This is a genomic window from Streptomyces sp. NPDC058401 (assembly GCF_042722885.1).
Classification (GTDB): Bacteria; Actinomycetota; Actinomycetes; order Streptomycetales; family Streptomycetaceae; genus Streptomyces.
In genome coordinates, this window is sequence record NZ_JBHXKA010000030.1 from 11476 (window position 1) to 24958 (window position 13483).

11 protein-coding genes are annotated in these 13483 nt (G+C 72.0%); 10 read left to right on the plus strand and 1 reads right to left on the minus strand.

Annotation, left to right across the window (positions count from 1 at the left end):
* Positions 1-134: 134 nt before the first annotated feature.
* From pdhA to ACFWNV_RS13965, 4 genes are all read left to right on the plus strand, one after another.
* Positions 135-1340, plus strand: a complete 1206-nt coding sequence (gene pdhA / locus ACFWNV_RS13950; protein WP_383945418.1) for a pyruvate dehydrogenase (acetyl-transferring) E1 component subunit alpha — start codon at positions 135-137, stop codon at positions 1338-1340.
* Positions 1341-1345: 5 nt separating this feature from the next.
* On the plus strand, positions 1346-2326 hold the full coding sequence (locus tag ACFWNV_RS13955; protein WP_383945421.1) for an alpha-ketoacid dehydrogenase subunit beta: 981 nt from the start codon (positions 1346-1348) through the stop codon (positions 2324-2326).
* Positions 2327-2339: 13 nt separating this feature from the next.
* Positions 2340-3839, plus strand: a complete 1500-nt coding sequence (locus tag ACFWNV_RS13960; RefSeq protein WP_383945424.1) for a dihydrolipoamide acetyltransferase family protein — start codon at positions 2340-2342, stop codon at positions 3837-3839.
* A gap of 117 nt (positions 3840-3956) precedes the next feature.
* Entirely contained in the window at positions 3957-4898 is a 942-nt protein-coding gene (locus tag ACFWNV_RS13965) for a GNAT family N-acetyltransferase (RefSeq protein WP_383945427.1), read from the plus strand.
* Positions 4899-4941: 43 nt separating this feature from the next.
* On the opposite strand, the gene ACFWNV_RS13970 is transcribed toward ACFWNV_RS13965, so the two are convergent.
* Entirely contained in the window at positions 4942-5931 is a 990-nt protein-coding gene (locus ACFWNV_RS13970) for a LuxR C-terminal-related transcriptional regulator (protein WP_383945430.1), read from the minus strand.
* Positions 5932-6110: 179 nt separating this feature from the next.
* On the opposite strand from ACFWNV_RS13970, the gene ACFWNV_RS13975 reads away from it, so the two are divergent.
* The 6 genes from ACFWNV_RS13975 to ACFWNV_RS14000 all read left to right on the plus strand — a co-directional run bounded on the left by ACFWNV_RS13975 (position 6111) and on the right by ACFWNV_RS14000 (position 13434).
* Complete coding sequence (locus ACFWNV_RS13975) at positions 6111-6509, plus strand: hypothetical protein (RefSeq protein WP_383945433.1); 399 nt, start codon at positions 6111-6113, stop codon at positions 6507-6509.
* A 108-nt stretch (positions 6510-6617) separates the two neighbouring features.
* Positions 6618-6803, plus strand: coding sequence for a hypothetical protein (locus ACFWNV_RS13980; RefSeq protein ID WP_383945436.1), 186 nt, complete (start codon positions 6618-6620; stop codon positions 6801-6803).
* A gap of 323 nt (positions 6804-7126) precedes the next feature.
* The gene (locus ACFWNV_RS13985) at positions 7127-8425 is read left to right on the plus strand and encodes an FG-GAP-like repeat-containing protein (protein WP_383945439.1); all 1299 of its coding nucleotides are present in this window, start codon (positions 7127-7129) and stop codon (positions 8423-8425) included.
* A gap of 122 nt (positions 8426-8547) precedes the next feature.
* Complete coding sequence (locus ACFWNV_RS13990; protein ID WP_383945442.1) at positions 8548-9720, plus strand: FG-GAP-like repeat-containing protein; 1173 nt, start codon at positions 8548-8550, stop codon at positions 9718-9720.
* A gap of 141 nt (positions 9721-9861) precedes the next feature.
* Positions 9862-11223: an FG-GAP repeat domain-containing protein gene (locus ACFWNV_RS13995; protein ID WP_383945445.1), complete on the plus strand. Its 1362-nt coding sequence runs from the start codon at positions 9862-9864 to the stop codon at positions 11221-11223.
* A gap of 114 nt (positions 11224-11337) precedes the next feature.
* Complete coding sequence (locus tag ACFWNV_RS14000; protein WP_383945448.1) at positions 11338-13434, plus strand: FG-GAP repeat domain-containing protein; 2097 nt, start codon at positions 11338-11340, stop codon at positions 13432-13434.
* Positions 13435-13483 lie beyond the last annotated feature (49 nt).

Sequence of the window (13483 nt, forward strand, 5' to 3'; positions counted from 1 at the left end):
AGGGCACTCGCCGGGGCACCTGTCACGCCTGAATCCCAGACCCGAAGCGCACCCACCCCGTGCGCGGGCAGAGATCCAGGTGAGCCGCACTGGTCCCCGGAGAACCCGGGTGCCGGACCGACGGAGGAGCAATCGTGACCGTGGAGAGCACTGCCGCGCGCAAGCCGCGCCGCAGCGGCACCAAGCGGCCGGCCGGCGCGGCAAGCGCCGCCAAGCCCGCCGCTGCCACCGCGAAGACGCATGACGCCGAGCCCCAGCTCGTACAGCTGCTGACGCCTGAAGGGGAGCGGGTCGAGGTCGCGGACCATCCCGACATCGCGGAATTCGCGCCCTTCGTCGCCGACATCACCACCGATGACCTGCGGGGTCTCTACCGCGACATGGTCATGACCCGCCGCTTCGACGGCGAGGCGACCGCCCTCCAGCGCCAGGGCGAGCTGGGCCTGTGGGCCTCGCTGCTCGGCCAGGAGGCCGCCCAGATCGGCTCCGGCCGGGCCCTGCGCGACGACGACTACGTCTTCCCGACCTACCGCGAGCACGGCGTGGCGTGGTGCCGCGGGGTCGACCCGACCAACCTCCTCGGCATGTTCCGCGGTGTGAACCACGGTGGCTGGGACCCGACCACCAACAACTTCCACCTCTACACGATCGTCATCGGCTCCCAGACGCTGCACGCGACCGGGTACGCGATGGGCGTGGCCAAGGACGGCGCCGACTCGGCGGTCATCGCCTACTTCGGCGACGGCGCGTCCAGCCAGGGCGACGTGGCGGAGGCCTTCACCTTCTCGGCGGTCTACAACTCGCCCGTGGTGTTCTTCTGCCAGAACAACCAGTGGGCGATCTCCGAGCCCACCGAGCGCCAGATGCGCGTACCGCTCTACCAGCGCGCGCAGGGCTTCGGCTTCCCGGGCGTCCGGGTGGACGGCAACGACGTACTGGCCTGCCTCGCGGTGACCCGCTGGGCACTGGAGCGGGCCCGCCGGGGAGAGGGACCCACCCTGGTGGAGGCCTTCACGTACCGGATGGGTGCGCACACCACCTCCGACGACCCGACGAAGTACCGGCGCGACGAGGAGACGGCGGCCTGGGAGGCCAAGGACCCGATCCTGCGCCTCAAGGCCCACCTGCTGGCCACCGGAGGCGCCGACGAGGCGTACTTCGAGCAGCTGGAGGTGGAGAGCGAGGCGCTCGGCAAGCGGGTGCGCGAGGTCGTGCGCTCGATGCCCGACCCGGACGTCATGGCGATCTTCGAGAACGTCTACGCGGACGGGCACGCGCTCGTCGACGAGGAGCGCGCGCAGTTCGCCGCCTACCTCGCGTCCTTCGAAGGCGGGGAGTGACCGTCATGGCCGTACAGAAGCTCACCATCGCCAAGGCGCTCAACGACTCCCTGCGCAAGGCCCTCGAAGAGGACCCCAAGGTCCTCATCATGGGCGAGGACGTCGGCAAGCTCGGCGGCGTCTTCCGCATCACCGACGGACTGCAGAAGGACTTCGGCGAGGAGCGGGTCATCGACACCCCGCTCGCCGAGTCCGGCATCGTCGGCACCGCGATCGGCCTGGCCCTGCGCGGGTACCGGCCCGTCGTGGAGATCCAGTTCGACGGGTTCGTCTTCCCCGCGTACGACCAGATCGTCACGCAGCTCGCCAAGATGCACGCGCGCTCGCTCGGCACCATCAAGATGCCGGTCGTCATCCGCATCCCCTACGCGGGCGGCATCGGCGCGGTCGAGCACCACTCGGAGTCCCCGGAGACGCTGTTCGCGCACGTCCCGGGCCTGAAGGTGGTCTCGCCGTCCAACGCGAACGACGCCTACTGGATGCTCCAGCAGGCGATCCTCAGCGACGACCCGGTGATCTTCTTCGAGCCGAAGCGCCGCTACTGGGACAAGGGCGAGGTCGACGTCGAGGCCATCCCCGACGCGCTGCACGGCTCGCGGGTGGCCCGTACGGGTACCGACATCACCCTTGCGGCCTACGGGCCCATGGTGAAGGTCTGCCTGGAGGCCGCCGCGGCCGCCGCCGAGGAGGGCAAGTCGGTGGAGGTCGTCGACCTGCGCTCGATGTCCCCGGTCGACTTCGACGGGATCCAGGCGTCGGTGGAGAAGACCCGCCGGCTCGTGGTGGTCCACGAGGCGCCGGTGTTCCTCGGTGTGGGTTCGGAGATCGCCGCTCGCATCACGGAGCGGTGCTTCTACCACCTGGAGGCGCCCGTGCTGCGCGTGGGCGGCTACCACGCCCCGTACCCGCCGGCCCGCCTGGAGGACGAGTACCTGCCGGGCCTGGACAGGGTGCTCGACGCAGTCGACCGCTCGCTGGCGTACTGAGGAGAGCCCTGCGATGACGATCCGCGAATTCAAGATGCCCGATGTGGGCGAGGGCCTCACCGAGGCCGAGATCCTCAAGTGGTACGTCCAGCCGGGTGACACCGTCACCGACGGCCAGGTCGTCTGCGAGGTGGAGACGGCGAAGGCGGCCGTCGAGCTGCCGATCCCCTTCGACGGGGTCGTGCACGCGCTCCTCTTCGAGGAGGGCGTCACGGTCGACGTCGGCCAGGTCATCATCTCGGTGCGGACCGGCCCGGCCGACGAGGCCCCGGCAGCGGTGGCAGCCCCCGTGGCAGCCCCCGTGGCCGTCGCCGCAGCCGCGGCGGAGCCCGAGGCCCCGGCGGCCCGCCAGCCCGTCCTGGTCGGCTACGGAGTCTCCACCGCCTCTACGAAGCGCCGCCCGCGCAAGGCTCCGCAGCCCGCGGTCGCCGCACAGAACGGCACGGGCGTGGCCCACGCCGCGGCCGCTCCGGCGGCTCCGGCCACGGCTCCGGCGGCCCCGGCGGCTCCGGCCGCCCCCGCGGTGGTCCCCGCCCAGGGCGGCGCGGGCAAGGCGCTGGCGAAGCCGCCGGTGCGCAAGCTCGCCAAGGACCTCGGCATCGACCTGGCCGCGGTGGTCCCCACCGGCGACGGCGGGGTCGTGACCCGCGAGGACGTCCACGCTGCGGCCGCTGCGGCCATCACCCCGCAGGCCGTCTCCGCGGCGGTCCCGGTGGCTCAGGAGCCGCAGGCGGCTCCCGTACAGGCCCAGGCTCCGGCTGCGGCGCAGGCGGCTCAGGCGGCGCAGGCTCCGGCCGAGGCCGCCGGGTCCGTCCGCGAGACCCGCATCCCGGTCAAGGGCGTCCGCAAGATCACCGCCCAGGCCATGGTCGGCTCCGCCTTCACCGCGCCGCACGTCACCGAGTTCATCACCTTCGACGTGACCCGCACGATGAAGCTGGTCCAGGAGCTCAAGGAGGACCCGGACCTCGCGGGGCTCCGGATCAACCCGCTGCTCCTGATCGCCAAGGCCGTCCTCGTGGCCGTCCGCCGCAACCCGGACGTGAACGCGTCCTGGGACGAGGCGGCCCAGGAGATCGTGCTCAAGCACTACGTCAACCTGGGCATCGCGGCGGCCACCCCCCGCGGGCTGATCGTCCCGAACATCAAGGACGCCCACGCCAAGACGCTCGGCGAGCTGTCGCAGGCCCTGTCCGGGCTGGTCGCCACGGCCCGCGAGGGCAAGACCTCCCCGGCCGACATGCAGAACGGCACGATCACCATCACCAACGTCGGCGTCTTCGGCGTCGACACCGGTACGCCCATCCTGAACCCCGGCGAGTCCGCGATCCTCGCGGTCGGCGCGATCAAGCTCCAGCCGTGGGTCCACAAGGGCAAGGTCAAGGCGCGCCACGTCACCACCCTGGCGCTGTCCTTCGACCACCGCCTCATCGACGGCGAGCTCGGCTCCCGCTTCCTCGCGGACATCGCCGCCGTCCTGGAGCACCCCCGCCGTCTGATCACCTGGTCCTGACGGCCCGCGGACCGGCCTCCGGGTATTCCACCCGGAGGCCGGAAATCCGTACCAAACCGCCCCTGACGTGCGGAAACTCGCTGGAGGACTCCTCCGTCAGGTGTGATCATTCGACCCATGCACTTCCGCGCTGCCACCGCAGACCCCACCGACCTGGACCGCGCCCTCGCCTACCCGGCCGATGGCCCCGTCCCCGCCCTCACCCCCGAGAAGATCCGCGAAGAGCTCGCCGAGGGCCGGATGCGCCCCGAGTGGACCTGGATCGCCGAGGACGAGAACGGCGAGGTCCTGGCCCGGGCCCTGTGGTGGGGCCGCGCCGACAGCGAGCGCCCGAACGTGCTCGACTGCCTCCAGGTGCACAGCTCCGTGCCGGACCCGGCCGCCGTCGCCGCCGGGCTGCTCGCCGCCGGGCACGAGGCCTTCGGCAAAATCCCCGACTACAACATCTCGCTCCCGCGCGACTGGCGCACCTCCTCCGACGGCATGGCCGACGCGGTCGCCTGGCGACAGAAGGCGGCGGCCTCCTCCGGCCTGGTCCGCGAGATCGAGCGGCTCCGCTTCGAGTGGACCCCGGCCGCGGGCACCGCGGAGCCCACCGGCCGGCTGGTCTTCCGGGAGGGCACCGACGAGGAGTTCCTCGACGCCTTCGTCCGCCTGTCGCAGGGCAGCCTGGACCTGCACACCCAGAACGAGCTCCGCACGATCGACGCCGAGGAACTGGCGCGCGACGACGTCGAGTTCTACACCGACTGCCCGGGCGAGCGCTCCTGGTGGCGCCTCGCCCACCTGCCCGACGGCACCCTCGCCGGCATGGCGATCCCGTCCGCGACCCCGTACCACCGCAACGTCGGCTACCTCGGCGTCGTCCCCGAGCAGCGCGGCAAGGGCCTGATCGACGAGGTCCTCGCCGAGATCACCCGCTTCCACGCCTCCGAGGGAGCCGACCGCATCACCGCCACCACGGACACCGTGAACGCCCCGATGGCCGCCGCCTTCACCCGCGCCGGCTACGAGGTCAGCGAGATCCGCCTGGTCCTGGAAGCGGCCCAGGAGGCCTGAGCACGAGGGGTCCGGGGGCACCGCCCCGCGGACCCCTTCGCCGCTACTCCGTGATCCAGCCCCGCTGCACGCACCGCACGCCCGCCTCGAACCGGCTGCGCGCACCGAGGCGTTCCATCAGGTCGGTCGCGATGCGGCGGGCCGTGCGCTGGGAGACACCGAGCCGCTTGGCGATGGACTCGTCGGTGTGGCCCTGGGCCAGCAGCGCGATGGTCGTGGACTCCTGGGGGCTCAGCCCGCCGCTGCTCGTCGGGGCGGCCTCGCCGAGCGGCTGCGCACCCGCCCAGGCGCTCTCGAAGAGCGCGCACAGCGCGGTCAGCGTGCCCTGCCCGGTGAGGAGGACAGCCCCGGCGGAGGTGTCGTCACTGCTGACGGGGATGACCGCGGTGGACCGGTCGGTGATGATCATCCGGGTGGGCAGGACCGGCACGGTACGGATCTCTCCGCCCAGCCCGGCCAGCCAGTTCGCGTACTCGACGGTGGCCTGGTCGTTGCGCACGCTGTTCAGGTAGATGGTGCGCATCCGCACCCCGCGGCCCAGCAGCTGCTCGTCCAGGGGCCGTGAGGCGTCCATCTGGGAGGCGGGCTGGGCGCCGCCCGGCGCGAACGACATGACCTCGGTGGTGACGTCCCGGGTCAGCCGGGTGAGGCACTCGCGGATCTCGTCGATGCCGATGAGCTGCTCGACCCCGGGGCTGGAGGCTGCCGGGCGCAGGTCCGCGTACTCGGCGATGAGCTGGGCGGCGACCGCCCGCGAGGCCTCCAACCGCTGCTGCTGCGCCGCGAGTTCCGCCTGCTGGCGGGCCATCAGGATTTCCATGCCGATGTCGGGGGAGACCGCCCGCATCCTGCCTTCGTGCTCGGCCGAGGGCCGCACCAGGGCCAGCTCGCTGAGCAGATCGAGGGCGCCGAGCACCTCCTGCCGGGGCGCACCCACCCGGGCGACGAGCTCGGCGACACCGCCCGCCGGATCGCCGAGCATGGCGCGGTAGACGGATTCCGCGACCGAATCGAGTCCTAGTGCGGTCAGCACTGTGCAGCCCCCTTGAAACATGCACCCCACCCCCGGGGGTGCATGTGATCATGCCACGGCCCTCACCAGGGGTGTAAGGGGATTTGGGCCGGCCGGTCCGTGGCCGCTTGCGTCCAGGGCCCCAACTGTCCACCTCTGGAACGTGGACCGGTGGTCCGTACTTTGGAATCGTCGCGTCCATGTACCTCGTGCACGCCCGCTTCCAGGGTCCTCCCGGTGTCGTCCTGCCCCCGCGGGCCGCGTCCGTCGTCTGCGCGCTCGCCCATGAGGGCGACGGCATCGAGCACGTGGTGGCCCATCCCCGCGCGCTTCCGCACCCGATCGTCGGCCTCTACGTCCGGGCCGGGAGCCTCGCGCAGGCCGAGTCGAACGCGGCCGGGCTCTGCCGCCGGGTCCTGGAACACGAGGAGTTCGCCGGGTGGGCGCTGCTGCTCGCGCAGGCACCCATGGTCGCGCCGTTCTACGAGTCGCTGGTGGCCCTTTCCGTCCCCCCGGCGGGGTCGGTGGACGGAACGGGCCAAGGCCATTTGCGTCCAGGCGAATCCCCTTCCACCCCACCTGACCAGCGGCGAGAGTAGTTCTTGTCAGCAGGGAACACCGCCCGGCGGACAAGGAACCGGACAGCGTCACCGCGGGACGCAGACCGGTTCAGGACACCGACCACACGTTAGAAAAGGACCAAGAACATGCTTCGCACCCGTCTCGCCCAGGCCGCCGCGGTCACCGCCCTCACCTCCTCCTTCCTCGTGGCCGGCGCCCTCCAGGCCTCCACCGCCCAGGCTGCGCAGCCCTCGGTGTCCGCCGCCGCTCCCGCTGTCGCTCCCGCCGGGACCGCTCCCGCCGCCGGCAAGGACACGATGGGCTGGTCCTGACCCGACCGGCCCCATCCGGCCCGCCAACGGGCCCCCTTCTTCTTCTTCTTCTTCTCCGAACGGCGTGAGCCCAGCACCGCCGCCCAGCACCGCCGCTCAGCAGGGCCGTACAACACGGCCGTACAACACGGCCGCACAACACGGCCGCACAGCACCGCCGCCGCGCCCCGACGGGCCCGCCGCCCCGCCCCGTACGACCGCTGTTCCTGCAGGACAGCCGTCCGGAGCCGAGCCGGCCCCGCGCCCGCCCCGCCGCATTCGTACCGGCGGACGGCCCCGGCACACCTGACCACTCACTTCGCAGCACCCCAAGGAGCCCCGCCATGCCCAAGCGCGCCCTCACCGTCACCGCGGCGGCCACCGCCGTCGTCGCGACGATGATCTGTCTCCCGACAGCACAGGCCGCCGGCAAGCCCGACTTCCAGCTTCCCGCCGCCTGCGGCGAGAACTGGACGGCGACCACCTACTCGGGGCACGCACCCTCCTACTCGGTGGACCTGAACTACTACCCCGAGGACACCGGCCGCCCGGTCGTGGCCAGCGCGGCCGGCACCGTGAGCATCGCCGGCGCCTCCGGAGGCTGGGCGGGCAACCACGTGCAGATCGACCACGGCGGCGGCTGGACCACCCACTACGCCCACCTGCAGAGCACGTCGGTGACCGCCGGCACCACGGTCGCCGCGGGCACGATGATCGGCCGGGTCGGCAACACCGGCAACTCCAGCGGCGCGCACCTGCACTTCGAGCAGACCCTGAACGGTGTCGGACAGCCCGCGGTCTTCAACGGCGCGGCCTACTCGTACACCACTCGCAACATCACCAGCGCCAACTGCGGTTCTCCCGAACCGGCTTCGCCCGCCCCGCTCACCGCGGTCGGTGACCTGACCGGCGACGGCAAGCCCGACCTGCTGGCCCGGGAGGGCACCGACGGGAAGACCCTGTGGCTGTACCCGGGCCAGGGCAACGGGCGCTTCGGCACCCGGATCGACAACGGCGGCTGGGGCTCCATCAACCAGATCTCCGGCGTGGGCGACATCACCGGGGACTCCCGTGCGGACGTCCTGGCCGTGGAGAAGTCCACCGGGAAGCTGTGGGTCTACCCGGGGCAGACCAACGGCCGCCTGGGGGCCCGCGTAGACAACGGGGCCGGCTGGAACGACATGCGCATCGCCGGTACGCAGGACCTGACCGGCGACGGCAAGGGCGACCTGCTGGCCGTGGAGACCGAGACCGGCAAGCTGTTCCTCTACCCGGGCCAGTCCAACGGCCACTTCGGCAACCGCGTCCAGACCGGCACCAACTGGGACTCGATGAGCGTGGCCGCCGGAGCGGGGGACCTGACCGGAGACGGCAAGAACGACGTGGTCGCCGTCGAGGAGGCCACCGGCAAGCTCTTCGTCTACCCGGGCCTGGGCAACGGGCCCCTCGGATCCCGCATCGAGGCGGGCACCGGCTGGGACGTGATGTCCAGCGTCACCGGAGCCGGCGACTACACGGGCGACGGCAAGGACGACATCGTGGCCCGCCAGAACGACGGAAAGCTCTACGTCTACCCGGGCACCGGTGGCGGCCGGCTCGGCGCCCGCATCGACAACGGCGCCGGCTGGAACTTCGACAACTGACGCCGACCGCCCGGCGGTCGACCGCGCATCCCGTCCACCGGGACAGCGCTCCCGCCGGGCCGGTCCGCCCTCCCGCATCCGGGACGGGCCCCCGCACTTTCACACCCACAGGAGAGTTCCCCGTGCGCAACCGCACCCTGAAGGCCGCCGTCGCCACCGCGTCGATGTCCCTGCTCCTCTCGCCGCTCCTCACCGGCGGCTCCGCACAGGCCGCTTCGGTGGCCACCTGGGACAAGGTCGCGCAGTGCGAGGCCACCGGGAACTGGCAGGTCATCGACCCCAGCGGGAACTACTTCGGCGGTCTGCAGATCTCGCTGCCCACGTGGAACGCCTTCGGCGGCAAGCAGTACGCGTCCTATCCGCACCGGGCCACCAAGCAACAGCAGATCCTGATAGGCGAGAAGATCCTCGCCGGTCAGGGCTGGAGGGCCTGGCCCAACTGCGGATCTCCGCTGGCGAACGACCATGCCGATCCCTACCCCGCCACCCCGCCCGCCCCCGTGGGCATGGTCCAGCTCACCGCGGCCGACTTCACCGGTGACGCCAAGGCGGACCTGGTCGGCGTCGAATCGGCCTCCGGGAAGCTGTGGCTGTACCCCGGCACCGGATCCGGCGCCCTCGGCTCCCGCATCCAGATCGGATCGGGCTGGGACGGCATGAGCAAGCTGTCGGCCGCCGATTTCACGGGTGACGGCAAGGCCGACCTGCTGGCCGTGGAGAACTCCAGCGGAGCCTTCTACGCCTACCCCGGCACCGGGGCCGCCAACGGGACGAACACCCTGGGCTCCCGCACCCAGATCGGCAGCGGCTGGGGCTCGATGCGCGACCTCACCGCCGTCGACGTCAACAAGGACGCCAAGCCCGACCTGCTGGCCATCGACACCAACGGTGCGCTGTGGTCCTACCAGGGCACCGGCTCCCTGGCCGGCATGAACACCCTGGGCGCCCGCACCCAGATCGGCTCCGGCTGGGGCGGCCTGACCGAACTGGCCGTGCCCGGCGACCTGAACGCCGACGGCAAGGCCGACCTGCTCGCCGTCGACGCGGCCGGCGCCCTCTGGAAGTACCCCACCACCGGCTCCCTGGCCGGCATGAACACCCTCGGCGCCCGGTCCCAGGTCGGCTCCAACTGGGACAGCATGCGCCAGCTGGTCGGCGCCGACTTCAACGGCGACGGCAACGGCGACCTCGATGCGGTCGAGGCCCCCACCGGGTCGACCGGCGACTTCTTCTTCTACCCCGGCAACGGCAGCGGCGGCTTCGGCAACCGCGCCCAGATCGGCTCCGGCTGGTAGCGGCGCCACGGCCGCCGCACCGCCCCCAGAACTTCGCACCACCAGCACCACCAGCACCACCAGCAGCACCTGCACGACCACCCGCACCACTCAGACCCGCCTTCGCCGCGGTGCCCCGCACCGCCACTCCGAGGAGTCCTCGTGTCCGTGATCACCCGCACCCTGAAGACCACCGCCATCGCCACGCTCGTCGCCGCAGCGGCCGTCACGGTGGTCAACGCCGCCCCCGGTGCCACGGCCCCGAGCTCGCTGTCCGCCGCTCCGGTGGCCGCGACCGCCTCCACCGTCAACGGCAGCATCACCCGCGCCGAGGTCCTGTCCCGGGCCCAGTACTGGGTCGACGAGAAGGTCCCGTACAGCCAGACCACCTGGGTGCCGGACTCGCTCGGCCGCTCCTACCGCGCGGACTGCTCGGGCCTGGTCTCGCTGGCCTGGCACCTCGGCAGCAGCCTCGTCACCCAGACGCTTCCGCAGGTCTCCACGAGGCTCGCCGGCCTGGACGACCTCCAGCCCGGCGACGCGCTCAACAACATCAACCAGCACGTCGTGCTCTTCACCGGCTGGACCGATGCGAGCCACACCGTGGCCAACATCATCGAGGAGCCCAAGAGCGGCCTCACCGCCCGGAAGAACACCTACACCCGTGACTACATCAACGTCGCGGCCTTCAAGCCCTACCGCTACAACAAGATCATCGAAGGCACTCCGACGGCCCCCGACGCCGGTATGACCGACCTGACCGGCGGCAACTTCGGCGGCAGCGCCGTCGCCGACGTCATCGCCGTGGAGTCCGCGAGCGGCAAGCTCTTCTACTACCCGGGCACCAGCGGCGGGCAGCTCGGCGACCGCGTCCAGGTCGGCACCAACTGGGGCTCGATGAGCGAGCTGTCCTCCGGCAAGTTCACCTCCGACGCCCACCGCGACATCGCCGCGGTCGACGCCGACGGCAAGCTGTGGATCTACCCGGGCAACGGCGACGGCACCTTCGGCAACCGGATCCAGGCCGGCACCGGCTGGGACTCCATGCACGACCTGGCCGGCGCCGACGTCAACAAGGACGGCAAGACCGACCTGCTCGCGGTGGGTTCCGACGGCAAGCTGTTCGTCTACCCGGGCAACGGCAACGGCGGCTTCAACGACCGCGTCCAGATCGGCTCCGGCTGGAACGCCATGGACGAGATCGTCAGCCCCGGCGACCTCAACAACGACGGCAAGGACGACATCGTGGCCCGCGAGGTCGCGTCCGGGAACCTCTACGCCTACCCGGGCACCGGTGCGGTCAACGGCATGAACACCCTGGGCAACCGCGTCCAGATCGGCGCCGGCTGGAACGCCATGACCAATCTGGTCAGCGGTGACTTCAACAACGACGGCATCGGCGACGTGGACGCCGTCGAGGCCAACGAGGGCAACACCGGCAAGTTCTACAGCTACCCCGGCACCGGTGCGCTCAACGGCATGAACACCCTGGGCAACCGCGTCCAGATCGGCTCCGGCTGGTAACCCGCCCCACCCCGCCCCACCCCGCCCCACCCCGCGCACGCAGTACGGCCCTCGGGCCTCCGGGCCGCTTCTCCCCGTCCACCCGCCCGCACTTCCGAAAGGACGAGCGCCACCATGGCCCTCCGCCCCCGCACCCGCACCTCCGCACTCGGCGCCGTGGTCGCGGCGGCCCTGGCGCTCGCCTGCCTGGGCACCACCCCGGCGAACGCCGCCACGGTCCCCGACGGGGCCATCGCCACCCCCAACAAGGTCGTGCCGCTCAGCACCACCGGGATGGGGCTGCAGTCGGACAACGGCCGCGAGGCGGACCGGATTTCGGCCTTCGAAGCCGCGCACCCGGCGCTCAAGCGGGCCAAGGCGGCGGACGTGCTCGCCGATACCGCGGGGCTCAGCACCGGCCGCGGCCTGTGCCACCCGACCAACGTCGCCGGGGCGCAGGGCTTCTGCTGGAACACCACCGACGACGCCACCGGCGAGTGGACCCCCCAGGGCCTCGCCGGTTCCGGGGAGTCCGCGCAGTCGCAGGCCGTCGTCGGGGGCCGCAAGGTGATCGTCAGCAGCTGGTACGGGGCCTCCGGCAGCGAGCGCATCACCCTGGCCGACGTCACCGACCCCGCCCACGTCACCTACCGGCACGTGCAGCTCGCCGCCCTCAACAGCGCCGGCGACAACTACACCCCCGTCCTCGGTGGCCACGCCAACGCGGTCGTCTGGGCCGGCAGCAAGCTCTACGTCGCCTCCATCGGCAGCGGCTTCGACGTCTTCGACCTCAACGACATCTGGAAGATGGACGTCACCACCGGCACGGCCTTCGGCCTCGGCGCCGACGGCAAGGCCCGGGGTGCGGGTCACGCCTACGTCCTGCCCCGCCAGGGCAGCTACGCGTACACCGGTCAGGGCACCGGCTGCGGAAGCTACGCCGGCGTTCCCCAGCGCCCGTGCCTCACCGCCGCCTCGCTGGACCTCAGCGGCTCCCAGCCCGCCCTGGTCGCCGCCGAGGGCGATCCCGCCGCGGTCGAGGGCGAGTTCGGCAAGGCCTCCGCCCCCGTGGTCCGCTGGCCCATCGACCCGGCCACCGGAGTGCTCAAAGCCGACGGCGCGGGCCGCGTGCAGGCCGCCGAAGCCTTCGCCTCGCCGATGGGCGGCACCCAGGGCGTCGCCATGAACAACGGTCGCCTCGTCCTCGCGGGCGCCTGCCCGGAGTTCGTCCCCGCGGAGCACCAGCCGGACCAGAACGACATCCGCCAGTACGCCGGCTGCCTCTACGAGACCCGCCCGGGCGAGCCCGTACGGCTCGTCACGCGGACCCCGGTCAACCCGGAGAACTTCTCCTACTGGCCGGGCAGCGACCAGCTCTGGCTGATCGGCGAGGCTCCCGGCGAGCGCACCGTCCTCAACATCCCCTGGCCCAAGGCGCCCGCCGGAATGGGGCGGCTGACCGCGGCGGACTTCACGGGTGACGGGAAGCAGGACCTCACCGGTGTGGAGAGCACGACGGGCACCCTCTGGCTGTACCCCGGCAACGGGGCCGGCGGCCTCGGCGACCGGATCCGGATCGGGGCGGGCTGGGGCGCGATGAGCGAGCTCACGGCCGCGGACTACACGGGGGACGGGAAGCCGGACCTGCTGACGGTGGACGCCTCGGGAGGCCTGTACCTGTACCCGGGCTCGGGGAGCGCGGCCGGGATGCGCACGCTGGGCACCCGCACCCAGATCGGTTCCGGATGGGGCTCGATGCGGGAGCTGACCGCGCTGGACGCGAACAGGAACGGCACGGCGGATCTGGTGGCCCTCGACACGGCCGGTGCGCTGTGGGTCTACCCGGGCACCGGTTCCCTGAACGGCACCGGCACGCTGGGCCCGCGCACCCAGATCGGCGCGGGCTGGGGCACGATGGCCGAACTGACGGTCCCCGGCGACCTCGACGCGGACGGCAAGCCCGACCTGGTGACCGTCGACGCGGCCGGGGTGCTGTGGAAGTACCCCTCCACGGGCGCCCTCAACGGGATGAGCACCCTCGGCTCCCGCACCCAGCTCGGTACGCACTGGAACAGCATGCGGCAGCTGGTGGGCGCCGACTTCAACGGCGACGGCAAGGGCGACCTGGACGCCGTCCAGGCCCCCGCGGACGTGGCCGGCGCGCTGTACTTCTACCCCGGCAACGGCGCCGGCGGCTTCGCCGACCGCACCCAGATCGGCACCGGCTGGTAGCCGTCCGCAGGCGACCGCTTCGCGCGGGCCGCGGTCACTCCGGGCATCC